At 65.6% G+C, this 22,470-nt stretch carries 22 protein-coding genes; 11 read left to right on the top strand and 11 right to left on the bottom strand.

Translation table 11 applies throughout. From position 1 onward, the window contains the following. Positions 1–6: 6 nt before the first annotated feature. Entirely contained in the window at positions 7–1,404 is a 1,398-nt protein-coding gene (gene argH / locus I6F31_RS09480) for an argininosuccinate lyase (RefSeq protein WP_225147395.1), read from the bottom strand. Between the two features lie 100 nt (positions 1,405–1,504). On the opposite strand from argH, the gene I6F31_RS09485 reads away from it, so the two are divergent. Beyond that, positions 1,505–2,170 (top strand): TlpA disulfide reductase family protein, encoded by a 666-nt coding sequence (locus I6F31_RS09485; RefSeq protein ID WP_225113053.1) that lies wholly within the window; start codon positions 1,505–1,507, stop codon positions 2,168–2,170. A gap of 4 nt (positions 2,171–2,174) precedes the next feature. Here I6F31_RS09485 and I6F31_RS09490 read toward each other — a convergent pair whose 3' ends face one another. From I6F31_RS09490 to I6F31_RS09515, 6 genes are all read right to left on the bottom strand, one after another. Further along, positions 2,175–2,369 (bottom strand): hypothetical protein, encoded by a 195-nt coding sequence (locus I6F31_RS09490; RefSeq protein WP_036020754.1) that lies wholly within the window; start codon positions 2,367–2,369, stop codon positions 2,175–2,177. 204 nt (positions 2,370–2,573) lie between these two features. Then, positions 2,574–3,455 carry a 3-hydroxybutyryl-CoA dehydrogenase gene (locus I6F31_RS09495; RefSeq protein ID WP_035996839.1) on the bottom strand — a complete coding sequence of 294 codons (882 nt, stop codon included), beginning with the start codon at positions 3,453–3,455 and terminating at the stop codon, positions 2,574–2,576. A gap of 196 nt (positions 3,456–3,651) precedes the next feature. Next, positions 3,652–4,596 (bottom strand): FAD-binding protein, encoded by a 945-nt coding sequence (locus I6F31_RS09500; RefSeq protein ID WP_225147396.1) that lies wholly within the window; start codon positions 4,594–4,596, stop codon positions 3,652–3,654. Beyond that, entirely contained in the window at positions 4,596–5,345 is a 750-nt protein-coding gene (locus tag I6F31_RS09505; protein ID WP_036020746.1) for an electron transfer flavoprotein subunit beta/FixA family protein, read from the bottom strand. Before I6F31_RS09505 ends, I6F31_RS09500 begins: the two co-directional genes overlap by 1 nt. A gap of 127 nt (positions 5,346–5,472) precedes the next feature. Further along, positions 5,473–6,057, bottom strand: a complete 585-nt coding sequence (locus I6F31_RS09510; protein WP_225147397.1) for a cob(I)yrinic acid a,c-diamide adenosyltransferase — start codon at positions 6,055–6,057, stop codon at positions 5,473–5,475. Positions 6,058–6,059: 2 nt separating this feature from the next. After that, entirely contained in the window at positions 6,060–6,254 is a 195-nt protein-coding gene (locus tag I6F31_RS09515; protein ID WP_036020744.1) for a twin transmembrane helix small protein, read from the bottom strand. Positions 6,255–6,567: 313 nt separating this feature from the next. Between I6F31_RS09515 and I6F31_RS09520 the strand changes: the two genes are divergently transcribed. Next, complete coding sequence (locus I6F31_RS09520; protein WP_225147398.1) at positions 6,568–7,461, top strand: YihY/virulence factor BrkB family protein; 894 nt, start codon at positions 6,568–6,570, stop codon at positions 7,459–7,461. On the opposite strand, the gene I6F31_RS09525 is transcribed toward I6F31_RS09520, so the two are convergent. Together I6F31_RS09525 and gluQRS are read right to left on the bottom strand one after the other, a co-directional pair. After that, complete coding sequence (locus tag I6F31_RS09525; protein WP_225147399.1) at positions 7,388–8,641, bottom strand: ATP-binding protein; 1,254 nt, start codon at positions 8,639–8,641, stop codon at positions 7,388–7,390. The genes I6F31_RS09520 and I6F31_RS09525 overlap by 74 nt on opposite strands. 101 nt (positions 8,642–8,742) lie before the next feature. Then, positions 8,743–9,615 (bottom strand): tRNA glutamyl-Q(34) synthetase GluQRS, encoded by an 873-nt coding sequence (gene gluQRS, locus I6F31_RS09530; protein WP_225142852.1) that lies wholly within the window; start codon positions 9,613–9,615, stop codon positions 8,743–8,745. Between the two features lie 184 nt (positions 9,616–9,799). On the opposite strand from gluQRS, the gene I6F31_RS09535 reads away from it, so the two are divergent. After that, on the top strand, positions 9,800–10,453 hold the full coding sequence (locus I6F31_RS09535) for a DNA-3-methyladenine glycosylase 2 family protein (protein WP_225147400.1): 654 nt from the start codon (positions 9,800–9,802) through the stop codon (positions 10,451–10,453). Here I6F31_RS09535 and I6F31_RS09540 read toward each other — a convergent pair. After that, positions 10,450–11,337 carry a LysR family transcriptional regulator gene (locus I6F31_RS09540; RefSeq protein ID WP_225147401.1) on the bottom strand — a complete coding sequence of 296 codons (888 nt, stop codon included), beginning with the start codon at positions 11,335–11,337 and terminating at the stop codon, positions 10,450–10,452. The genes I6F31_RS09535 and I6F31_RS09540 overlap by 4 nt on opposite strands. A gap of 181 nt (positions 11,338–11,518) precedes the next feature. Here I6F31_RS09540 and I6F31_RS09545 point away from each other — a divergent pair, with 181 nt between their 5' ends. The 6 genes from I6F31_RS09545 (at position 11,519) to I6F31_RS09570 (ending at position 19,065) form a co-directional block, all read left to right on the top strand. After that, complete coding sequence (locus I6F31_RS09545; protein ID WP_035996871.1) at positions 11,519–12,493, top strand: nitronate monooxygenase family protein; 975 nt, start codon at positions 11,519–11,521, stop codon at positions 12,491–12,493. Positions 12,494–12,527: 34 nt separating this feature from the next. Then, positions 12,528–13,709 (top strand): ABC transporter substrate-binding protein, encoded by a 1,182-nt coding sequence (locus tag I6F31_RS09550; RefSeq protein WP_225147402.1) that lies wholly within the window; start codon positions 12,528–12,530, stop codon positions 13,707–13,709. 22 nt (positions 13,710–13,731) lie between these two features. Next, entirely contained in the window at positions 13,732–15,258 is a 1,527-nt protein-coding gene (locus tag I6F31_RS09555; RefSeq protein WP_225185369.1) for an acyl-CoA synthetase, read from the top strand. A 163-nt stretch (positions 15,259–15,421) separates the two neighbouring features. Continuing rightward, positions 15,422–17,185 carry an NAD(P)/FAD-dependent oxidoreductase gene (locus I6F31_RS09560; RefSeq protein WP_225185310.1) on the top strand — a complete coding sequence of 588 codons (1,764 nt, stop codon included), beginning with the start codon at positions 15,422–15,424 and terminating at the stop codon, positions 17,183–17,185. A gap of 144 nt (positions 17,186–17,329) precedes the next feature. Beyond that, the gene (locus tag I6F31_RS09565; protein ID WP_225147404.1) at positions 17,330–18,307 is read left to right on the top strand and encodes a peptidyl-alpha-hydroxyglycine alpha-amidating lyase family protein; all 978 of its coding nucleotides are present in this window, start codon (positions 17,330–17,332) and stop codon (positions 18,305–18,307) included. Positions 18,308–18,507: 200 nt separating this feature from the next. Further along, positions 18,508–19,065 (top strand): HNH endonuclease, encoded by a 558-nt coding sequence (locus I6F31_RS09570; protein ID WP_057028390.1) that lies wholly within the window; start codon positions 18,508–18,510, stop codon positions 19,063–19,065. Positions 19,066–19,085: 20 nt separating this feature from the next. On the opposite strand, the gene I6F31_RS09575 is transcribed toward I6F31_RS09570, so the two are convergent. Beyond that, positions 19,086–19,967: a DMT family transporter gene (locus I6F31_RS09575; RefSeq protein ID WP_225147405.1), complete on the bottom strand. Its 882-nt coding sequence runs from the start codon at positions 19,965–19,967 to the stop codon at positions 19,086–19,088. A 179-nt stretch (positions 19,968–20,146) separates the two neighbouring features. Between I6F31_RS09575 and I6F31_RS09580 the strand changes: the two genes are divergently transcribed. Continuing rightward, positions 20,147–20,368 carry a dodecin gene (locus I6F31_RS09580; protein ID WP_036020706.1) on the top strand — a complete coding sequence of 74 codons (222 nt, stop codon included), beginning with the start codon at positions 20,147–20,149 and terminating at the stop codon, positions 20,366–20,368. A 173-nt stretch (positions 20,369–20,541) separates the two neighbouring features. Further along, on the top strand, positions 20,542–22,446 hold the full coding sequence (locus tag I6F31_RS09585; protein WP_225185311.1) for a diguanylate cyclase: 1,905 nt from the start codon (positions 20,542–20,544) through the stop codon (positions 22,444–22,446). Positions 22,447–22,470: the final 24 nt, after the last annotated feature.

Here is a 22,470-nt window from a genome sequence, read left to right on the forward strand (position 1 = left end):
TTGCCCTCAGCCCAATTTTCGCTCTTTTTCCAGCCGCTTCGCCCAGGCCTTGGCCTGGGACGCCACGTTCTTCGGCGCGGTGCCGCCAAAGCTGGTGCGGCTCTTCACCGACGATTCGACCGAGAGCACACCGAGCACGTCCTTGGTGATTTTGGGCTCGATCGCCTGCATTTCCTTGAGCGGCAGCTCGTGCAGCGCGACGCCCCCCTCGGCGGCCTTGGCGACGATGCGGCCCGTGACGTGGTGCGCCTCGCGGAACGGCATCCTCAGCGTCCGCACCAGCCAGTCGGCGAGGTCGGTCGCCGTGGCATAGCCCTCGCCCGCGGCCGCCTTCATCTTGGCTTCGTCCGGAACGAGATCACGGACCATGCCGGTCATGGCGCGGATTGCCAGCGACAGCGCGGCAAAACCCTCCATGGCGCCCTGCTTGTCCTCCTGCATGTCCTTTTGATAGGCGAGCGGCAGGCCCTTCATGACGATCAGGAGGCCGTTGAGCGCGCCGATGACGCGGCCGGTCTTGGCGCGCACCAGCTCGGCGGCATCCGGGTTGCGCTTCTGCGGCATGATCGAGGATCCCGTGGTGAACTTGTCGCTGAGCCGGATCATGCCGACCAGCGGCGAGGTCCAGATCACGATCTCCTCGGCAAAGCGCGACATGTGCACGGCGCAGATCGCGGCGGCCGACAGCGTCTCCAGCACGAAATCGCGGTCGGAGACGGCATCGAGCGAGTTCGCCATCGGGCGGTCGAACAGGAGCGCCTTCGCGGTGGCATGGCGGTCGATCGGGAACGAGGTGCCGGCGAGCGCAGCCGCGCCCAGCGGCGATTCGTTCAGGCGCTTGCGGGCGTCCTGGAAGCGGCCGCGGTCGCGCGCCGCCATCTCGACATAAGCCAGCAGGTGATGGCCGAACGTGACGGGCTGCGCCGTTTGCAGATGCGTGAAGCCGGGCATCACGGTTGCGGCGTGCTCCAGCGCGCGGTCCACCAGGGCCTGCTGGAACGCGGCGAGCGCGGCATCGGTCTCGTCAATGACGTCGCGGACGAACAGACGGAAGTCGGTGGCGACCTGGTCGTTGCGCGAACGCGCGGTGTGCAGCCTTCCGGCGGCCGGGCCGATCAGCTCCGACAGGCGGCTCTCGACATTCATATGGATGTCCTCGAGCGCGCGCTTGAATTCGAAGCCGCCCTTGCCGATCTCTGACAGGATTGTGTCTAGACCCTTGCCGATATTTTTCGCATCAGAAGCCGTGATGATGCCCTGATTGGCCAACATCGCGGCGTGGGCCTTGGACGCGGCAATGTCCTGGGCGAAGAGGTGACGATCGACGTCGATGGAGACGTTGATCTCTTCCATGATCTCGTCGGGGCGTTCCGAGAACCGGCCGCCCCACATCTTGTTGCTCATGATCCCCTGCTCACGCCTGATTTGCCGCACGTTTGCTGGCCGCGGCCAGCCGTATTAAGAGGCCCCTGATAGCCATATCTGCGACCGGATGACAAACGATATGCTCGACCAGAAGCCCTCCGCCACGCGCCGCATCCCCTTCGTCATCGCCGCCGTGGCGATCGTCGGGCTGGCCGGCTTCGCCGCGCTGTACGGGCTCGGCCCGAGCCGGGCGCCCTTGGGCGATCCGACCTGCAAGGCGGCGGTGGCGACGGCGCAGAAGATCGCCCCGCTCGCCCATGGCGAGGTGGCGGCGCTGACCATGGCAAGCGCCCCGCTGAAGCTGCCCGACCTCACCTTCGAGGATGCCGAGGGCAAGCCGAAGAAGCTGTCCGACTTCCGCGGCAAGACCCTGCTGGTGAACCTCTGGGCCACCTGGTGCGTGCCCTGCCGCAAGGAGATGCCGGCGCTGGACGAGCTCCAGGGCAAGCTATCGGGCCCGAATTTCGAGGTGGTGGCGATCAACATCGACACCCGCGACCTGGAGAAGCCGAAAACCTTCCTGAAAGAGGCCAACCTGACCCGGCTCGCCTATTTCAGCGACCAGAAAGCCAAGGTGTTCCAGGATCTTAAGGCCGTGGGACGGGCACTGGGCATGCCCACCTCCGTGCTGGTCGACCCGCAGGGGTGTGAAATCGCGACGATCGCGGGGCCGGCGGAATGGGCGAGTGAGGACGCGCTCAAGCTGATCCGCGCGGCAACCGGCAAGGCCGCCGCGGCGCTTTAAGGGTTTAGGCCGTCACATTGAGATTGCCGCCGACGCCGGGGGCGACATTGGCGAGCGAGGGCTGGCCGGTGCCGAGCAGCGTCAGGACGGTGGATTTCTCCATATCCGCGTTCTGCTTGGTCAGCGTCGCCGCGATATTCGACTGCAGCGCGCCTTGCTGTGCGGCCAGCATGCTGCTGACCATTGCCATCATGTCCATTACGCGAACCCTCGTGCCGGCCGTAACCTAGGCGCGAGAGGTTAACGCGACATGAATTGTCATGGAGCAGTACGGGCAATCGTGTCCCGGACAAGGGGCGGCACGCAAGTGACGCACCGCAGAGCCGGGACCTAGCCTTCAGCGCGCGGCTCCTGGGCCTCGGCTCTGCAGCGCTCCGCGCTGCGTCCGGGGCACAAGGCCACCTTACCGCGTCGGCACCGGCTTGGCGCCGCGGTAGTCGTAGAAGCCGCGCTGGGTCTTGCGGCCGAGCCAGCCGGCCTCGACGTATTTGACCAGCAGCGGGCACGGGCGGTACTTGGAGTCGGCTAGCCCCTCGTGCAGCACCTGCATGATGGAGAGGCAGGTGTCGAGCCCGATGAAATCGGCAAGCTCGAGCGGACCCATGGGATGGTGGGCGCCCAGTTTCATCGCCGCGTCGATCGCCTCGACGTTGCCGACGCCTTCATACAGCGTGTAGATCGCCTCGTTGATCATCGGCAGCAGGATGCGGTTGACGATGAAGGCCGGGAAATCCTCGGAGACCGCGACCTGCTTGCCGAGCTTGCCGACGAAGTCCTTGGCGGTCTCGAAGGTGGCGTCGTCGGTGGCGATGCCGCGGATCAGCTCGACCAGTTCCATCAACGGCACTGGATTCATGAAGTGAATGCCGATGAAGCGCTCCGGGCGGTCGGTGGCGGCGGCGAGGCGCGTGATCGAGATCGAGGACGTATCGGAGGCGACGATCGCCTCCGGCTTCAATACGGCGCAGAGCTCGTGGAAGATCTTGCGCTTGACCTCTTCCTTCTCGACCGCGGTCTCGATGACGAGGTCGCAATCGGCGAGATCGTCCAGCTTCTCGGCTAGCTTGATACGCGCAATCGCCTTGGCCCTGTCGTCCTCGGTGACGGCCTTCTTGGAGACCTGGCGCGCCAGATTGCCGTTGATGGTGGCCATGCCCGACTTGAGGCGGTCGGCCGAAACGTCGTTGAGCACCACGTCGAAGCCAGCGAGCGCCGCGACATGCGCGATGCCATTGCCCATCTGACCCGCGCCGATCACGCCGACCTTCTTGATCACTGCCGCCATATTGTCATCCACCGGAACGGCGCGCGGGGGGCGCGCCCTGCCTTTTCCCCTCGAGCCGGGAGGTCCGATTTAATCAGAACCTTGGCTCGAAACCTAGATTGGATCGCCTCCAAGGCGCGCCCCACGCCAAAGAAAACGCCTCAGAAACGCAACACCGGCCGGAGTTTATACCTCCGGCCGGTGTTTTCGATGCCTTTTACTTGCCGAGCTTGCCGAGTTCGGCGGTCAGCTCCGGAACCGCCTGGTAGAGATCGGCGACCAGGCCGTAGTCGGCGACCTGGAAGATCGGCGCGTCCTCGTCCTTGTTGATCGCAACGATCACCTTGGAGTCCTTCATGCCGGCCAGATGCTGGATCGCGCCGGAAATGCCGACCGCGACATAGAGCTCGGGGGCCACCACCTTGCCGGTCTGGCCGACCTGCCAGTCGTTCGGCGCATAGCCGGCATCGACCGCGGCGCGCGAGGCACCGACACCGGCCCCAAGCTTGTCCGCGAGCGGCTCGATGTACTTGGCAAAGTTCTCGCGGCTCTGCATGGCGCGGCCACCGGAGACGATGATCTTGGCCGAGGTCAGTTCGGGGCGATCGCTCTTGGCGACTTCCTCACCGACGAAAGTCGACAGGCCCGGATCGGCCGCCGCCGCCACGGTCTCGATCGGGGCGCTGCCGCCCTCGCCTGCTGCGGCGAAGGTCGAGGTGCGGACCGTGATGACCTTCTTGGCATCCTTCGACTTCACCGTCTGGATGGCGTTGCCGGCGTAGATCGGGCGCTCATAGGTATCGGGCGCGACCACCTTGGTGATCTCCGAGACCTGCATGACGTCGAGCAGAGCGGCGATGCGGGGCATCACGTTCTTGAAGCGCGAGGTCGCCGGCGCGACGATGGCGTCATAGCCGGACGCCAGCGACACCACCAGCGCAGCCAGCGGCTCGGCGAGATCGTGCGCGTAGAGGTCGCCATCGGCGAGCAGCACCTTCTTCACGCCAGCGAGCTTGGCAGCGGCATCCGCCGCGGCCTTGGCGTTCTGGCCGGCGACCAGCACCTCGACATCCGCGCCAAGCGCGGCAGCTGCGGTCAGGGCCTTGTTGGTGGCGTCCTTGAGCGACGCATTGTCGTGTTCGGCAATCAGAAGCGTCGTCATCAGAGCACCCCGGCTTCGTTCTTGAGTTTCGACACCAGCTCGGCGACGTCCTTGACCTTGACGCCGGCCTTGCGGCCCGCGGGCTCAGCCGTCTTCAGAACTTCGAGGCGCGCGGCGATGTCGACGCCGTAATCGGCGACCGTCTTCTCCGCGATCGGCTTCTTCTTCGCCTTCATGATGTTGGGCAGCGAGGCGTAGCGCGGCTCGTTGAGGCGGAGATCGGTGGTGACGATCGCCGGTCCCTTCAGCTTCACGGTCTGCAGACCGCCATCGACTTCACGCGTCACCTTGAAGTCGGTACCTTCGACCTCGAGCTTGGAGGCGAAGGTCGCCTGCGACCAGCCGAGCAGCGCGGCCAGCATCTGGCCGGTCTGGTTCGAGTCATCGTCGATCGCCTGCTTGCCGAGAATGATCAGGCCCGGCTGCTCTTCGTCCGCAACCTTCTTCAGGATCTTGGCGACGGCGAGCGGCTCGACGGTGCCGTCCGCCTTCACCAGGATGCCGCGATCGGCGCCCATGGCAAGACCGGTGCGGATCGTCTCGGACGCCTGCGCAGGTCCAATCGAGACCACCACGACCTCGGTGGCCTTGCCGGCTTCCTTCAGGCGCAGCGCTTCCTCGACAGCGATTTCGTCGAAGGGGTTCATGGACATCTTGACGTTGGCGAGTTCAACGCCCGATCCATCGCCCTTGACGCGGACCTTGACGTTGTAATCGACCACCCGCTTTACCGGCACTAAGACCTTCATCGATCCTCTTTCACTCAATTTGGGAGGGGGGTTATCAACTGGCGCGGAACCTAAAGGCCTGATCTGCCCCGGTCAACGCGCGAACGGGTCTAATTTTGGCCTTCTGAAATGCGCCGAGCGCGATGGGTCAGCGGTTCTGGCCGGGAACCCAGAGCACGTCGCCGGCGCCATTGCCGTTCACGGCCCGGCTGGCCACGAACAGAAAGTCGGACAGACGGTTCATATAATGGATGCCAGCCGCGCTGACCGGCTCGTCCGGCTGGGCCGCCAGTTCCACGATCACGCGTTCCGCCCTGCGGCATATCGTGCGCGCCACATGCAGATAGGCCGCGGCCGGCGTGCCGCCGGGAAGCACGAAGGAAGTCAGCGGCGCGAGCTTGTCGTTGAGCGCGTCGATGTCGCGCTCGAGCCGCTCGACCTGGCTCGCCACCACGCGCAGCCGCTCGGCCTTGCCCTTGTCCTTGCCTTCCCGCTCCGGCACGGCGAGATCGGCACCAAGATCGAACAGATCGTTCTGGATGCGGCCGAGCATCGCATCGAGCTCGGGCATCTCCGCGGTGTGGAGCCTGACCAGGCCGATCGCGGCATTGGTCTCGTCGACCGTGCCATAGGCCTCGATGCGCAGATCGTATTTCGGCCGCCGCTCGCCGGTTCCCAGCGCCGTCGTGCCGTCGTCACCGGTCTTCGTGTAGATGCGATTGAGTACGACCATGATCAGCGTCCCATCGCCCAGACCGCGAGCATCGCGACGATGATCGCCACGAACTGAAGCAGCACGCGCCAGCGCATCAGCTTCTGCGAGGTGTTGGGCGAGCCGCCGCGCATCATGTTGATGAGCCCGAGCAGCAGCACCAGTGCCACGGCGCCGGCTGCGGCCGGCAGGATGAAAGTACTCAGAAAAGATGCCATTTGAGGGTAGATAACACCGTGTGTGCCGGTCCGCCATCTCCCCAGCTCGTCATTCCGGGGCGACGCGGCGGGATCGAGCGCAGCGAGACCCGGCGCGTCGAGCCCGGAATCCATCGCGCCACTTGCGCCGCGGCTAGATGGATTCCGGCCTCGCGCTGCGCGCGCCCCGGAATGACAAAGGGGGGCTTCGCGAACTGGCTTTTGGGCCAAGAATATCAGATGGTAGCGCGATGATTTTTCGATTTGCGCCCATTGCTCGTTCTCCTGGCCTCTCCCTACGTGCAGAGGGAGAGAGCAGCGGTGTAGGTGCCAAGTGAAAGCCATCCGCTACATTTACTGCGTGCTGGAGGACGCGTTTTACACGTTCCTCGCCGATGACGGCTGGGCGATCGCGAGCCACATCGCGCTGTCGACGCTGATGGCGCTGTTCCCGTTCCTGATCGTGCTGACCGCGCTCGCCGGCTTCTTCGGCTCCAAGGAACTCGCCGACCAGGCCGCCAGCCTGATGCTCCAGGTCTGGCCCAAGCAAGTCGCCGATTCGATCTCGGGCGAGGTTCATGACGTGCTAACCACCACCCGGACCGGCCTTTTGACCATCGGCGCGGCGCTGTCGGTCTACTTCGCCTCGAACGGCGTCGAGGCGCTGCGGGTCGCGCTCAACCGCGCCTATGCGGTGGTGGAGATGCGAAGCTGGTACTGGCTCCGGCTGGAATCAATTGCCTATACGATCATTGCGGCCTTCACGGCGCTCGCCATGGCGTTCCTGATCGTGCTCGGTCCGCTCATCATCGAGGCGGCGCGGCGCCACATTCCGCTGTTCGTCGAATCCAACGAGAGCATCCTCACCTGGGTGCGCTACGGCATCTCCATCGGCGCGCTGGTGGTGGCGCTGATCATCCTACATGCCTGGCTGCCGGCGGGACGGCGCAGCTTCCTGCAGATATTGCCCGGCATCGTCTTCACCATCGTGGCGTCGTTGATCTCGAGCATCGTGTTCGGCCAATACCTGGCCCGCTTCGCAAACAATTACGTGACGATGTATGCGGGGCTCGCCTCGGTGATCATCGCGCTGGTGTTTCTGTACTTCATCGCCGCGATCTTCGTTTACGGCGGCGAGCTGAACGCTGCGATCATCAAGTCGCGGCTTCCTCACGGCGTGTCGCTTCAAGCAGCGCAGTCGCTAAAGCCCGCGGAGACACAGGCTTGACCAGGAAGGCGTCGGCCCCGGCTTCGCGCGAGGCGGCCTCGTCCTCGCCGCGGCCGGACACGCCGATGATCGGGATCCGAGCCAGCGGCGTTGGCAGCCTGCGGATCCGCCGGATGGCCTCGATGCCGTCGATGCCCGGCAGCACCATGTCCATCAGCACCGCGTCGAATGCGCCCTGCTCCAGCCGGTTCACGGTGTCCTCACCGCGCCCGATGAACTCGGCGTGATGGCCGAGCTCGGTCAGGATGGTGTTGAGCACGACGCGGCCGAACGGATTGTCCTCGACGCTGAGAACGCGAAGCGCAGCGACCGCCTCGGGCTCGCTGCCGTCCTTTGCCTTGCGGGCGGTGCCCGGTCCCGCCAAGTCCAGCGACACCGTCAATGTGAAGGTGGCGCCGCCACCGCGGCGCGGAGCGACATTGATGTCGCCGCCCATCGCCCGCGCCAATTGCTTGACCGAGGAGAGACCCAAGCCGGCGCCGCCGAAGCGTGAGGCAATGGTGACATTGGCCTGGGTGAAGGGGCGGAACAGCCGCTTGATCTCGGCCATGGTCAGGCCGATGCCGCTGTCGGACACCGCAAAGGCGACGCCGACTCTGCCCTTTGCTTTGCCTTTGGCGGGACGCCACGGCTCGACGGCGAGGGCCACTCCGCCCTGATCGGTGAATTTCACGGCGTTGTCGATCAGGTTCTCGAGCGCGGCGCGCAGGCGGACGGAATCACCGACCACGAGCCCTGGGATCTTTTCGGCGATCTCGACCTTGGCCTGGAGACCTTTGGCCGCGGCACGGCCGGCCAGCGAATCGCCGGCGGTGCGGGCGAGCGCCTTGAGATCGAACAGGTCCTGGCGCGGCGTGCTGCCGCCCTTCCCCGTTCTGGCAGCATCCACGAACAGCGTGGCGAGGCTCGCCAGATGCTCGGCGCCGGCTTTGATGGTGTCGGCCCAGCGCCGCTCCCGCTCGCCTAGGTCGGAGGTCGCGAGCAGGTCGCTGATCGCGAGAATGCCGGTCAGGGGGGTGCGGACCTCATGGGCAAACGCGGCCAGCGCCGCTTGGACGACATCCGGCGCAACCGCCTTGGTGCTGCGCTTGCGCAGCTGACCGCCCGCCTTGGGCCGCTTCCGAAGCGGCCGCCGCTTGGACGTCCGGGTGGTGCGCACTGGACGCGTCTTCGCCGCCATGAATCCCCTTCGAAGTACCCTCTTCGAACCCCGCGCTGGCCAAGCATGGCACGGAGGAACGCCCGGAGTCACGGCGACGTTTCGCTAACCCCCAGAGAAACTTAACCTAATCCCACTAGCCGGCGGATCGCGGCAGGCGTGAGGCCGGCCGCGCGCAATTCGCGCAGACCGGTCGAGCGGCCCGATTTCGACAGCTTCCGACCCGCCTCATCGCGAATCAGCCGGTGATGGCGATAGGCCGGCTCGGGCAGGCCGAGCAGAACCTGGAGCAGGCGGTGCACCGCGGTGGCGTAAAACAGGTCCTGCCCCCGCACGATCTCGCTGGCGCCCTGGAGCGCGTCGTCGACGACCACCGAGAGATGGTAGCTGGTCGGCGTCTCCTTGCGGGCCAGGATGACATCGCCCCAGGCCTCCGGCCGCGCCGGCACCACGCCGCGCGCGCCGTCCGGCCCCTCGCCGAGCTCGTTCCAGCTCACGCCTGGGGCGTGACGGCAGGCGGCCGCCATGTCGAGCCGCAGCGCATAGGGCGCGCCCGAGGCGATCAGCCGCGAGCGCTCGTCAACCGACAGCGATTTGGCCTCGCCCGGATAAAGCGGCGCGCCGTCGGGATCGCGCGGCCACGGCCCGTCGGCCTCGCGCGCCGCGACCAGCCTTGCGATCTCGGCCCGACTTTCGAAGGCGGGATAGACGAGACTGAGCGCAGACATCTTGTCCAGCGCAGCGCGATAATCGGCGAGATGCTCCGACTGCCGCCGCACCGGCGTCTCCCAGGCAATCCCGAGCCAGGCGAGATCCTCGTAGATCGCCGTCTCGAACTCCGGCCGGCACCGCGTCACGTCGATGTCCTCGATCCGCAGCAACAACCGCCCGCCCGTCTTTCGCGCACGATCGAAGTTGAGCAGCGCGGAATAGGCGTGGCCGAGATGCAGGAAGCCGTTCGGGCTCGGGGCGAATCGGAAAACGGGTGGTGCCATCACATGAATCTCGTCATGGCCGGGCTTGTCCCGGCCATCCACGTTCTTCGGTACCACAGACCGATGGTGTCAACGTCACGAACAAACACCACGATCACCGCTCATGCTACACAGTGCCTCGCGGTGAGAAAGACGTGGATGGCCGGGACAAGCCCGCCATGACGCTGGAGAGAACCCGCCCGCCATGACCATCCACCTCGAAACCCAGTCCGATCTCGAAGAGGCCGTTCACGCGCTGATCAAGCGCGATCCGCGCCTCAAGCCCGTGCTCGAGATCGCGGGCATGCCGGCGTTGCGGCGGCGCGAGCCCGGGTTTACGGGGCTCGCGCACATCGTCTGCGGGCAGCAGCTCTCCACCGCGAGCGCCGCGGCGATCTGGGGGCGGCTGTCGGCCGCATTCGATCCGCTCGACCATGACGCCGTGCGCCGCGCCCGCGCCGACCGGCTGGGGCGGCTCGGCCTCTCCGCCGCCAAGATCAAGACGCTCAAGCATCTCGCCCGCGAGATCGCCGCGCAGCGGCTGAATCTCGACGTGCTCGCCGAGGAGGATGCCGATGCGGCGCATCACACGCTAATCGCGCTGCCCGGCATCGGCCCCTGGACGGCCGACCTCTACCTGCTGTTCTGCCTCGGCCACGGCGATGCCTGGCCGGCCGGCGACCTCGCCGTGCAGGAAGGCATCCGTATCGGCCTCGGCCTCAAGGCGCGGCCGACGGAGAAGCAGATGGCGCCGATCGCCGAGCCCTGGCGTCCGCTGCGCGGTGCGGCGGCGCATCTGTGGTGGAGCTATTACCGCGCGGTGAAGAAGCGTGAGGGCGTCCTAGCAGGATCGGGCTAACCGCGCAGCCGCGCGCGGTCGGTCCGGGCGCATTCGGCGACGAATTCGATCACGGCGCGCACCGCCGGCAGCTCGACGAGGTCGGGATGGGCCAGCAGCCAGAGATCCGCGACGCTGGCAAGCTTCTGCGGAGCGACGCGCACGAGATCGGAATAGCTTTCCGCGACGAAGCACGACAGCGCGGAGATTCCGATTCCGGCTCGGGCCGCCGCCAGCATGTCGCCCTGGGACGAGCAGCGCATCACCACCCTTGCTTGCCGCGTGACGACGTCGCTCCAGCGCGCAAGCTGCGCATTGGAGGTCTGGTCGGCGAAGCCGATGACGCTGTGCTCCTTCCAGTCGCCGCGCCGTTCCGGCAGGGACCGACCGGCGGCATAATCGCGCGAGGCATAGAAGCCGGTGCCGAGACGGCCGATCTTGCGGCCGACCAGGTTCTCCTCCCCGGTATCGAAGGGCCGCAGCACCACGTCCGCCTCACGCCGGCGCACGCTCGCCGGAAATGGATGGGTGATGATCTCGAGCTGGATATGATCGTGCGCGCGCAGGAAGGCTGGCAAGCGCGGCATCAGCCAGTGCGAGGCCAGCGTCGCGCCGATCGACAGCTTGACGATGCCGCGCGCCTTGTGTCCACCCGCCGCCACTGCGGTTTCGGCCCGCAGCGCTGCGGCCGCCATGGCCTCGGCGTGCTCGCGCAAGGTCCGTCCATCCGCGGTCAGCGCCAGGCCATCGGCAGCCCGCGCCACCAATCTGGTGCCGAGCTGGGCTTCCAGCGCCGCGATCTTGCGGCTGACGGTGGGATGGCTGGTGTGCAGGCGGCGGGCGGCGGCGGTGAAGCTGCCGGTATCGGCGACCGCGACGAAGGTCTTGCAAAGGTCCCAATCCATCGGCGGCCCTGTTCATACCTGAATGATCGTCCGTTCATTATTGAACGGTCCGGGCGGCGCCGTCCAACCTTATAATGGGATCAAATCCGCGGCCACGGGCGGCCCATCCGCCCGCGCGACAATCAAAACGGAAACGCCTCGTGATCCGCCCGCCGGCGGGGCCGCGTTTCGGGAGGACATGATGGCACTGCCCAATCTCTTGAAGGATTCGCTCGAGCTGCCCGTGGTCGGCTCCCCGCTGTTCATCGTCTCCGGCCCGGAACTGGTGATCGCCCAGTGCAAGGCGGGCGTCGTCGGCTCCTTTCCCGCGCTCAATGCCCGCCCGGTCGAGAAGCTCGGCGAATGGCTGAGCCGGATCGAGGACGAGCTCGGCGAGTACAAATCGCGCAATCCCGGCAAGAAGGTCGCGCCCTACGCCGTCAACCAGATCTGCCATGCCTCCAACGACCGGCTGATGAAGGACATGGAGACCTGCGTCAAGCACAAGGCGCCGATCATCATCACCTCGCTGCGGCCGCCGGCGGAGATCGTCGAGGCCGCGCATTCCTATGGCGGACTGGTGTTCCACGACGTCATCAACGTCAAGCACGCGCGCAAAGCGGCCGAGCAGGGCGTCGACGGCCTGATCCTGGTCTGCGCCGGTGCGGGCGGACACGCCGGCACGCTGTCGCCCTTTGCGCTGGTGCGCGAGGTCAAGCAATGGTTTGACGGCGCCGTCCTGCTGTCGGGCGCGATCAGCGACGGCTATGGCATCGCCTCGGCGCTGACGCTGGGCGCCGACCTCGCCTATATGGGCACGCGCTTCATCGCGACGCAGGAAGCCAATGCCGACCAAGCCTACAAATCGGCGCTGACGCAGCACGCCGCGCACGACATCGTCTACACCAACCTGTTCACCGGCGTGCACGGCAATTATCTCGGTCCGTCGATCGCTGCCGCCGGCCTCGATCCGGACAACCTCCCCGCCGCCGACAAATCGAAGATGAATTTCGGCTCCGGCGGCAACATGAAATCCAAGGCGTGGCGCGACATCTGGGGATCGGGCCAGGGCATCGGCCAGATTACTGATGCCCCGCCCGTTGCGGAGCTCGTCGACCGCATGAAGCGTGAATTCGATCAGGCGAGGCAGGATTTCCTGATGCGCGTCAGCGCCTGACGTCTCCAACTGACAAGACAAACGGGAGGATATCATGAAGCTGGCAGCCGCACTGATCGGTCTGTCCCTGTTGGCGCTCGCCACGGACAGCACCCACGCCGAAGGCACGGAGATCCGGATCGGACAGACCCTGCCCTATAGCGGCCCGGCCTCCGGCTTCGGCGCGATCGGCCGCACGCAGGAGGCGTTCTTCGAGAAGATCAATGCCGAAGGCGGCATCAACGGCCGCAAGGTCAAGTTCATCACGCTGGACGATGCCTACTCGCCGCCGAAGACGGTCGAGCAGACCCGCAAGCTGGTGGAGCAGGACGAAGTGCTGATGCTGTTCGGCTCGCTCGGCACCGCCACCAACAGCGCCGTGCATCGCTACCTCAACGGCAAGAAGGTGCCGCAGCTGTTCGTGCTTTCCGGCGCGACCAAATGGGCCGATCCGCAGAAATATCCATGGACCATGCCCGGCATGGCCGCCTATGAATCCGAAGGCGTGGTCTATGCCAAGCACGTGCTGCGCACCAAGCCGGGCGCCAAGATCGCCATCCTCTCCCAGAACGACGATTTCGGCCGCGACTACGTCGCCGGCTTCAAGCGCACGCTCGGCGACAAGGCTGCCGGCATGATCGTTGCGGAAGCGACCTACGAGACCAGCGCGCCGACGATCAGCTCGCAGCTCTCGACCCTGAAGGCATCGGGCGCCGACGTGCTGTTCGGCGTCGTGCTCGGCAAGTTCACCTCGCAGATGATCAAGGGCGTCGCCGAGCTCGGCTGGAAGCCCGAGCTGTTCTTCGTGCCGACCTCGGCCTCGTCGATCTCGTTCCTGGAGCCGGCCGGGCTCGACAACGCCGTCGGCCTGATCTCGTCGAGCAACCAGAAGGACACGATGGACCCGCAATGGGCCAGCGATCCCGGCGTGAAGGAGTATTTCGCCTTCATGAAGCAGTACATGCCGAACGCGGACCTCTCCAACTCCAACTATGCGGCCGGCTACCATTACGCGACGCTCCTGATGACGGTACTGAAGGCGTGCAAGGACGATTTCAGCCGCGACAACATCATGCGCCAGTCCGCCTCGCTGAAAGAGGTGAAGCTGCCGCTGCTGCTGCCCGGCATATCCGTCAGCACCGCCGCCGACGACTATCTGCCGTTCCAGCAGCTGCAGCTGCGGCGCTTCAACGGCAAGAGCTGGGTCGGCTTCGGCGACGTGCTGGACGATCGCTGACTCCAACGGAATGGGAATGACCATGATCATCAGCGGCGAACGCCGGATCGGCCATGACGAGATCCAGGCGCGCATCAGACGCGCGGCGAGCGGGCTGCGCGCCCTCGACCTTGCCGAGGGCGCACCGGTTGCCATGATGCTGCGCAACGACTTCGCCTTGTTCGAGGTGGTCGCGGCCTCGGCCGCACTGGGCAGCCCCGTGGTGCCAATCAATTGGCACCTGAAGGCCGAGGAGGTCCGCTACATCCTGACCGACAGCGGCGCGAAGATCCTGATCTGCCACGCCGATCTGCTGCCGCAAATCCGCGGCGGCATTCCGGAGGATGTCCGCCTGCTCGTGGTCGCAACGCCGCCCGAGCTGGCGGCGACCTTCGCCATTCCCCGTGAGCTGACCGAGGTCTCTTCCGGCCTGACCGATTGGGACCGCTGGCGCGACGGGCACACGGAAACAGAGGAGCCGCCGCGCCGGGCCGCGGCGATGATCTACACGTCGGGGACCACAGGCATGCCGAAGGGCGTACGCCGCATGCCGATGCCGCCGGAGCAGGCCGCCGCCTCGGAGCGCGTCGGCGCGATCGCCTACGGCATCAAGCCGCGCGAGGACCAGGTCGTGCTGATCAACGGTCCGATGTATCACTCGGCGCCGCATTCCTACGGCATGATGGCCTTCCGCAACGGCTGCACCATCGTGCTTCAGCCGCGGTTCGACGCCGAGGAGCTGCTGGCGCTGATCGAGCGCCACCGTGTGACGCATATCCACATGGTGCCGACCATGTTCGTGCGCCTGTTGCGCCTGCCCGAAGCGGTCAGGCAGCGCTACGACCTGTCGTCGCTGCGCTTCGTTGTGCACGGCGCGGCGCCCTGCCCGCCCGAGGTGAAGCGGGCCATGATCGAGTGGTGGGGACCGGTCATCAACGAATATTTCGGCTCGACCGAGACCGGCATCCCGGTCTGGCACTCGGCCGAAGAGGCGCTGAAGAAGCCCGGCACGGTCGGCCGCGCCATCGAAGGTGGCATCGTCAAGATCTTTCGCGACGACGGCAGCCTCTGCGATGCTGGTGAGGTCGGCGAGATCTACATGCGCCAGACCGCGGTGCCGGATTTCGACTATCACGGCAAGGCGCAGGCGCGCGCCGAGGCCGGGCGCGACGGTCTCGTCAGCGTCGGCGACGTCGGCTATCTCGATGAGGATGGCTATCTGTTCCTGTGCGACCGCAAGCGCGACATGGTGATCTCGGGCGGCGTCAACATCTATCCCGCCGAGATCGAGAACGTGTTGATCGCGATGCCCGGCGTGCGCGATTGCGCCGTGTTCGGCATTCCGGACGCGGAATATGGCGAGCGGCTGTGCGCCTGCATCGAGCCCGACAGGGCCGAGCAGCTCTCCGCCGCCGCGGTGCAGGCTTATCTGCGCGAGCGTCTGGCCAACTTCAAGGTGCCGAAGGAGGTCAAGTTCCTGGATGCGCTGCCCCGCGAGGCAACCGGAAAGATCTTCAAGCGCAAGCTGCGCGACCCCTATTGGGCAGACCGGAGGCCGGGCGGCGCTTAAGTCGTTCTCCGGCCGCGTCCGCACGTGCGGAATTCCGGGCCATATTCCGTCCGGGCAGGGCCGCATGCCGGCCTCGCTCAGGTCCGCGGCTTTTGGCGGGCGGCGAAACCGTATAGCGTTCGATCTCTGAGGAAACGCCGCGAAGACGGCCATGAGGTCGCGCATGCTGGACCGGACGCAGGATATTTCCATCGCCGCACAGGCCTGGCTCGACGACTTCGAGCGCACCTTAAGCAGACCTGATCCCGCGACGCTGGGCCCGCTCTTCCTCGCCGACGGCTTCTGGCGCGACGTGCTGGCGCTGAGCTGGAACCTGCAAACGCTCGCCGGGCGCGAGACGATTGCGCAAGCGCTGGCCGCGCTCGCGTCCAAGGCAGAGCCGATCAGTTTCAAGATCGCTCCGAACCGGGCCCCGCCGCGCTGGGTGACGCGGGCCGGCACCAACTGCATCGAGGCGATTTTCAACTTCGAGACCGCGCTCGGTCGCGGCAACGGCATCGTACGGCTCGTGCCTGATACTGCCGACGGCGACCGCCTGAAGGCCTGGACGCTGCTGACCGCGCTCGACGAACTCAAGGGCTTCGAGGAACAGCTCGGCACCTCGCGCCCGCGCGGCCAGGCCTATTCGCGCGACTTCCGCGGGCCGAACTGGCTCGACCAGCGCAACGCTGCGCGCGCCTATGCCGATCACGATCCGGCCGTGCTGGTGGTCGGCGGTGGCCAGGCCGGGCTCGCGATTGCCGCGCGGCTGAAGCAGCTGAAGGTCGACACCCTGATCGTCGATCGCGAGACGCGGATCGGCGACAATTGGCGCAAGCGCTATCACGCGCTGACCCTGCACAACCAGGTGCAGGTGAATCACCTGCCCTATATGCCGTTTCCGGCGAACTGGCCGGTCTATATCCCCAAGGACAAGCTCGCCAACTGGTTCGAGGCTTATGTCGATGCGATGGAGCTGAACTTCTGGACCGGCACCGAGTTCGAGGGCGGCGCCTATGACGAGGCCAAGGGCCACTGGACCGTCACGCTGCGGCGCGCCGACGGCAGCAAGCGCACCATGCATCCGCGCCATGTGATCATGGCGACCGGCGTCAGCGGCATCGCCAACATTCCCGACATTCCGACCCTCGACAATTTCAAGGGGACGCTGGTGCATTCCAGCGGCTACGAGGACGGCGAGAACTGGACCGGCAAGCGCGCCATCGTCATCGGCACCGGCAACAGCGGTCACGACATCGCGCAGGATCTTCATTCCAGCGGCGCCGAGGTGACGCTGGTGCAGCGCTCGCCGACGCTGGTCACCAACATCGAGCCGTCGGCGCAGCTGGCCTACGCGACCTACAACGAGGGCACGCTCGAGGACAACGACCTGATCGCAGCGTCGATGCCGACGCCGCTCGCGAAGAAGACGCATGTGATGCTGACCGAGCAATCCAAGCAGCTCGACAAGGAGCTACTCGACGGCCTCGCGCGCGTCGGCTTCAAGCTCGATTTCGGCGAAGCCGGCACCGGCTGGCAGTTCAAATACCTCACCCGCGGCGGCGGCTATTACTTCAACGTCGGCTGCTCCAACCTGATCGTCGAGGGCAAGATCAGCCTCAGGCAGTTCTCCGACATCGAAAGCTTCAACGCTGAGGGCGCGCGGATGAAGGACGGCTCGATCATTACCGCCGACCTGGTCGTGCTCTCGACCGGCTACAAGCAGCAGGAATATCTGGTGCGCAAGCTGTTCGGCGACGGCATCGCCGACCGCGTCGGGCCGATCTGGGGTTTTGGCGAAGGCTTCGAGCTGCGCAACATGTATGCGCGCACCAGGCAGCCCGGCCTCTGGTTCATCGCCGGGAGCCTGGCGCAATGCCGGATCAACTCGAAATATCTGGCGCTGCAGATCAAGGCGATCGAGGAAGGGATTTTGGCACGAATATAGCTACAGCCGTCATTCCGGGGCGCGCGAAGCGCGAACCCGGAATCCATCTAACCACAGAGTATGCTGCCCAATGGATTCTCAGATGCGCAATTGCGCATCATAGGTCACGCTTCGCGCGCCCCGGAATGACAAGAGGAGAGATCAATGCCAGCCATTCTCGGCACCGGCGAGCACCGCTACCGCGTCGTCGACAACTTCGCGAAATTGCCGGACGGCTGGCAGCTCACCGACGTCGCCTCGGTGGCGGTCGACAGCAAGGACCGCGTCTACGTCTTCAACCGCGGCGCCCACCCGATGGTGGTGCTGGACCGCGAGGGCAATTTCCTGCGCAGTTTTGGCGAAGGCCTGTTCTCGCGCGCGCACGGCCTACATATCGACGCCGACGACAATCTCTATTGCACCGACGACGGCGACCATACCGTGCGCAAATGCACCGCCGACGGCAAGGTGCTGCTGACGATCGGCATTCCGGCAAAGCCGGCGCCGTTCATGAGCGGCGAGCCGTTCCACCGCTGCACCCACACCGCGCTGTCGCCGAAGGGCGAGATCTACGTCTCCGACGGCTATGGCAATGCGCGCGTGCACAAATTCACGCCCGACGGCAAGCTGATCAAGAGCTGGGGCGAGCCGGGCACTGATCCCGGTCAGTTCAACATCGTGCACAATATCGCCACCGATGCCGACGGCTGGGTCTATGTCGCCGATCGCGAGAACCACCGCGTCCAGGTGTTCGACGGCGAGGGCAAATACGAGACGCAGTGGAACAATCTGCACCGACCCTGCGCGCTGTGCTGTTGCGGCGGGGCCAAGAGCCCGACCTTCGTGATCGGCGAGCTCGGCCCCGGCCTCGCCATCAACCGCAATGTACCCAATCTCGGCCCGCGGCTGTCGATCGTGGACACCAAGGGAAATCGCATCGCGCGGCTCGGCGGCGAGGAGGGGCCGGGCGTCGCCAGCGGCAAATTCCTGGCGCCGCACGGCATCGCGCTGGACTCGAAGGGCGATATCTATGTCGGCGAGGTCGGCGTCACCAATTGGGAGACCAGCTTTCCGGACGAGGAGATGCCGGCCGCGGTGCGCGCGACGCGCTGCCTGCAGAAGCTGGAGCGGGTACGGGAGTAGCTGCCATGGCAACGGCAGCCCATGCTGGGGCGGTTCCGCGCGCCCCCTGGATCGCGGCTTTTTGAGCACGTTTGCCACCCCGCCGCCGCATTGCTTGCGCTTGAATAAGTCGCTCAACGGGCTTCACAATCCCGTCACGCTGCATGTAGTATGTCACTACATGCTGCTTCGCAGCGTATATTGGAGGCCGGGAGCGTTACTTGAACGCACATGTCTCGCAAGGCAGTTGGCCGGTGTTGGTGCTGAATGCGGACTTCCGGCCGCTGAGTTACTACCCACTGTCGTTGTGGTCGTGGCAAGACGCGATCAAGGCGGTGTTCCTCGACCGCGTCAACATCGTCGCACATTACGATCAGGCGGTTCGAAGTCCCACGCTGGAAATGCAGCTGCCCAGCGTCGTCTCGCTCAAATCCTTCGTCAAGCCGACCACCCACCCCGCCTTCACCCGCTTCAACGTCTTCCTGCGCGATCGTTTCGCCTGCCAATATTGCGGCTCGCCCGAAGACCTCACCTTCGATCACATCATCCCGCGCAGCAAAGGCGGCCAGACCACCTGGGAGAACGTGGTCGCGGCGTGCTCGCCGTGTAATTTGCGCAAGGGCAATCTCACACCGGCGCAGTCCAAAATGTTTCCGCGCCAGACCGCGTTCGCGCCCACCGTGCACCAGCTCCACCGCAACGGCCGGCTGTTTCCGCCGAACTATCTGCACGACAGCTGGCTGGACTATCTGTACTGGGATACGGAGCTGGATCCGTAGGTGCGAGCCAGCGCGCTCTGCTACCCCCGCTGCAACGCCAGCGTCACGCCGCCGAGCGTGAGCGCCATCGCCGTCCATTCGCGATAGCCGAGCGGCTCGCCGAGAATGATCGCCGCTGAGACGACGCCGATCACGGGCACGATCAGCATGCCGGTCGACGCCGTGGTTGGGGGCAGACGGCGCAGCGTCTCGAACCAGGTGACGTAGCAGAGGCCCATCGGCACCAGCGTCATGTAGACGAAGCAGCCGAGCCCCAGCGGAGTGATGGCGGTGACGTCAGGGCGCTCGAACAGCACGCCGAGGACCAGCATCGTGGCGCAGCCCAGCCCGACCTGCCAGGCGACGACGACCAGCGGCGGCATCGGCAGCGGCTTGCGGTTGAGCACATTGCCGAGCGCGAACAGGATGGCGCAGAGCAGTGCGAGCGCAATGCCGACCAGCTTGTCGGTGCTGAACGCAAGACCGTCGCCGCTCAGGAGCAGCGTGACGCCGGCAATGCCGAGGACAAGCCCGAGAACATCTCGTCGCGCCGGCCGCGTGTGCAGCACCGGCCAGGCGAACAGCATCGCCCAGATCGGCATCGTATAGGCGAGCAGCGCGCCCTCACTCACGCTCACATATTTCATCGCGACCGTGCCGAGACCCATCCAGGCCAAGACGTTGGTGAAGGTCGCAAACAAGAGGCGCGGCACCGCCTCGCGCGGGACGGCGAAGGATTCCTTCCGGATCAGCACCAGGGTGCCGAGAATGAGCGAGGCGCAAACACCCGCAAGGCCGCGCGCGAACAAAGGCGGCCATTGCTGCAGCAGCAGCTTCATCAGCGGCCAGTTCAAAGCCCAGCCGAACGCCGTTACGCACAGGCAGAGAGAGCCGATCGTCCTGTCGCGTCGCGCCGTGTCCATACCCAGCGCTTAGCAGGCCGGCGCCGGCCGCTCCACCTCGCCTGGTGCATGCGGGCCATCGCGGAGCAAGGAACCCGAAGCTTCCACGACCGTTCAGACCGTGGGCCAGGCACGCTCGCCTGCGCACGTTCCGCCATACGCATTTTTTCGGATGGCAAGATACCAAATGAGGGAAGGCCATGCCCACAGCCGAGCACGATCACGTCTACAAGATCCTGGACCTCGTCGGATCATCCGAGACCTCGATCGAGGATGCGATCAAGAACGCTATCAGCCGCGCCTCCAAGACCGTTCGCGAAATAAGATGGTTCGAGGTCGTGCAAACGCGCGGCCATGTCGAGAACGGCGCCGTGCGTCATTTTCAGGTGACGCTGCGCGTCGGCTTCACGTTGGAAGGATGAGACGTCAGGCCGCCCATCGCGCCGCGGCACCATGATGAACGCGGGCCGACGAGAGTGGAACTCGATGTCGGCCATGTTCCCGGTCCAGTACGGACCCCGCACAATCATCGCGGATATTGCAACAGGCCGTTAAGGTGAAAGTGAGAGGTTTGCTCCGATTTGGAGCAAGCCTGATGGTCACAAGCCGCGAACTCGGCAAGACGCGCCTTCCGCTCTGGGCGGCCGGGTTCGTCGTGTTGACTTGCGTTGCCATCCTCGCCCTGAGCACCTGGCGCGAATGGGAGGCGCGCAACGCCGATCTGAGGAACGCCGAAATCGACGTCACCAACCTCGCTCAGTCGCTGATCCAGCACGCGGACGACACGTTCGAGCTTGCCGATACGATTCTCGTCGGGCTGGTCCACCGGCTCGAGATCGACGGGATGGGCCCGGACACGATCATGAAGCTCCAGGCCTATCTGCCCACCCGCAAATCATCGGAACGCATCCGCGGCATCTTCATCTATGATGCGACCGGCCGCTGGCTCGCCACGACGGAGCACCTCGATTTCTCCAAGCTCAACAACAGCGACCGTGAATATTTCCAACGCCATCGCGATTCTACGGACACGGGCACGCTGATCGGGCGACCCGTCAAGAGCCGCTCCGGCGGTCAGTGGATCGTCACCGCATCCCGCCGGATCAACGATTCCGACGGCGGCTTCGCCGGCGTCGCCCTGCTCACGATCGACGTCAGCTATTTCGTCAAATTCTACGAGCGGTTCGACATCGGGCCGAACGGCTCGGCATCTCTGCTCAACGACAGCGGCATCATGCTGGCGCGCAGCCGTGACGAGAGCGGCGCCTTCGTCGGACGCGACCTGTCCGATGCGCCCTTGTTCAGAAGCTGGAAAAGCCGCCCCGCCGCAGCGGTCTATTACTTCAAATCGCCGCTCGATGGCGCGGAGCGGCTGAGCTACTACCAGCGCAGCAGCCGCTATCCCCTGATGGTGCTGGCGAGCAAGTCGCAGGCCGACCTGCTCGCCCCCTGGCGACGCGCGGCAGCAGCACGCATGAGCTTCGTCCTCGGACTCGTCCTCTTGATCGCGGTGATCGGCTACTATCTGGTCCGTCAGTTGCTGCAGCGGCAGCGCACGGCACAGGCCCTGGTCGCCAAGGAAGCCAATTTCCGCCTGCTGGCCGAGCAATCCAGCGACATGGTGACCCGCATCGGGCTGGATAACCGGTTGCTCTACGTCTCTCCCGCCTGCGCGCGCATCACCGGTTGGTCGGCCGAAGAACTGATGGGCACCTCGGCCCTGGCCGGGATTCACGCCGACGACATGGAACGAGTTGAGCAGGCCATCGCCGCGCTGAAGAATGGCGAGGCGGAGGAAGCGCGGTTCGTCTATCGGCAGCGTCATCGCGACAAAGGCGAGATCTGGGCCGAGGCGGCGCTACACGTCACCGTGGCGTCCGACAGCGGCGTGATCGACGGCGTCGTCGCGGTCGTGCGCGACATGACCGAGCAGAAGGATCTTCAGGACAGGCTCGCCTCGCTGGCAATCACTGACGGTCTCACCGGCCTCGCCAACCGTCGCGCCTTCGACGACCACCTTGCCGACGAATGGGCGCGGGCTCGGCGCGACGGAACCCAGCTCTCGCTGCTACTGATCGATGTCGATCATTTCAAGAAATTCAACGATCTCTATGGGCATCTGGCGGGCGACGCCTGCCTGCGCGCGCTGGCCCGGATTTTATCCGCCCAGGCCAGGCGTCCGGCCGACCTCGCGGCGCGCTATGGCGGCGAGGAATTCGCCGTGCTGCTGCCGAACACCGGTCCTGAAGGCTGCGCCGAGGTCGGCGAAGCGATTCGCCAGGCGCTGCTCGATCTCGCCATGCTGCACGCGCAAAATCCGCCTTCGCGGCTGGTGACTGCGAGCATCGGCGGCGCCGCGGCTCTTCCGTCCCAGACCGCGATGGACTCTAGTACGCTGGTCGCCGCCGCCGACCGTGCGCTCTACGTCGCCAAGGAGAGCGGCCGAGACCGGCTGGTGATGTCGGGCCAGGTGATAGCATGGCCCGCGAAAAGCGCGTGAGCTGATCGGCCGTCTACGGATTCA

It is taken from the genome of Bradyrhizobium sp. NBAIM01, assembly GCF_020194115.1.
Taxonomy (GTDB): Bacteria; Pseudomonadota; Alphaproteobacteria; order Rhizobiales; family Xanthobacteraceae; genus Bradyrhizobium; species Bradyrhizobium yuanmingense.

What these genes read in the sequence shown, in the direction of transcription:
- argH (WP_225147395.1), bottom strand. Translation starts at nt 1,404, where the DNA reads ATGAGCAACAAGATGTGGGGCGGCCGGTTCTCGGAACGCCCCGACGAG.
- I6F31_RS09485 (WP_225113053.1), top strand. Translation starts at nt 1,505, where the DNA reads ATGCTCGACCAGAAGCCCTCCGCCACGCGCCGCATCCCCTTCGTCATC.
- I6F31_RS09490 (WP_036020754.1), bottom strand. Translation starts at nt 2,369, where the DNA reads ATGGACATGATGGCAATGGTCAGCAGCATGCTGGCCGCACAGCAAGGC.
- I6F31_RS09495 (WP_035996839.1), bottom strand. Translation starts at nt 3,455, where the DNA reads ATGGCGGCAGTGATCAAGAAGGTCGGCGTGATCGGCGCGGGTCAGATG.
- I6F31_RS09500 (WP_225147396.1), bottom strand. Translation starts at nt 4,596, where the DNA reads ATGACGACGCTTCTGATTGCCGAACACGACAATGCGTCGCTCAAGGAC.
- I6F31_RS09505 (WP_036020746.1), bottom strand. Translation starts at nt 5,345, where the DNA reads ATGAAGGTCTTAGTGCCGGTAAAGCGGGTGGTCGATTACAACGTCAAG.
- I6F31_RS09510 (WP_225147397.1), bottom strand. Translation starts at nt 6,057, where the DNA reads ATGGTCGTACTCAATCGCATCTACACGAAGACCGGTGACGACGGCACG.
- I6F31_RS09515 (WP_036020744.1), bottom strand. Translation starts at nt 6,254, where the DNA reads ATGGCATCTTTTCTGAGTACTTTCATCCTGCCGGCCGCAGCCGGCGCC.
- I6F31_RS09525 (WP_225147399.1), bottom strand. Translation starts at nt 8,641, where the DNA reads ATGGCGGCGAAGACGCGTCCAGTGCGCACCACCCGGACGTCCAAGCGG.
- gluQRS (WP_225142852.1), bottom strand. Translation starts at nt 9,615, where the DNA reads ATGGCACCACCCGTTTTCCGATTCGCCCCGAGCCCGAACGGCTTCCTG.
- I6F31_RS09535 (WP_225147400.1), top strand. Translation starts at nt 9,800, where the DNA reads ATGACCATCCACCTCGAAACCCAGTCCGATCTCGAAGAGGCCGTTCAC.
- I6F31_RS09540 (WP_225147401.1), bottom strand. Translation starts at nt 11,337, where the DNA reads ATGGATTGGGACCTTTGCAAGACCTTCGTCGCGGTCGCCGATACCGGC.
- I6F31_RS09545 (WP_035996871.1), top strand. Translation starts at nt 11,519, where the DNA reads ATGGCACTGCCCAATCTCTTGAAGGATTCGCTCGAGCTGCCCGTGGTC.
- I6F31_RS09550 (WP_225147402.1), top strand. Translation starts at nt 12,528, where the DNA reads ATGAAGCTGGCAGCCGCACTGATCGGTCTGTCCCTGTTGGCGCTCGCC.
- I6F31_RS09555 (WP_225185369.1), top strand. Translation starts at nt 13,732, where the DNA reads ATGATCATCAGCGGCGAACGCCGGATCGGCCATGACGAGATCCAGGCG.
- I6F31_RS09560 (WP_225185310.1), top strand. Translation starts at nt 15,422, where the DNA reads ATGCTGGACCGGACGCAGGATATTTCCATCGCCGCACAGGCCTGGCTC.
- I6F31_RS09565 (WP_225147404.1), top strand. Translation starts at nt 17,330, where the DNA reads ATGCCAGCCATTCTCGGCACCGGCGAGCACCGCTACCGCGTCGTCGAC.
- I6F31_RS09575 (WP_225147405.1), bottom strand. Translation starts at nt 19,967, where the DNA reads ATGGACACGGCGCGACGCGACAGGACGATCGGCTCTCTCTGCCTGTGC.
- I6F31_RS09580 (WP_036020706.1), top strand. Translation starts at nt 20,147, where the DNA reads ATGCCCACAGCCGAGCACGATCACGTCTACAAGATCCTGGACCTCGTC.
- I6F31_RS09585 (WP_225185311.1), top strand. Translation starts at nt 20,542, where the DNA reads ATGGTCACAAGCCGCGAACTCGGCAAGACGCGCCTTCCGCTCTGGGCG.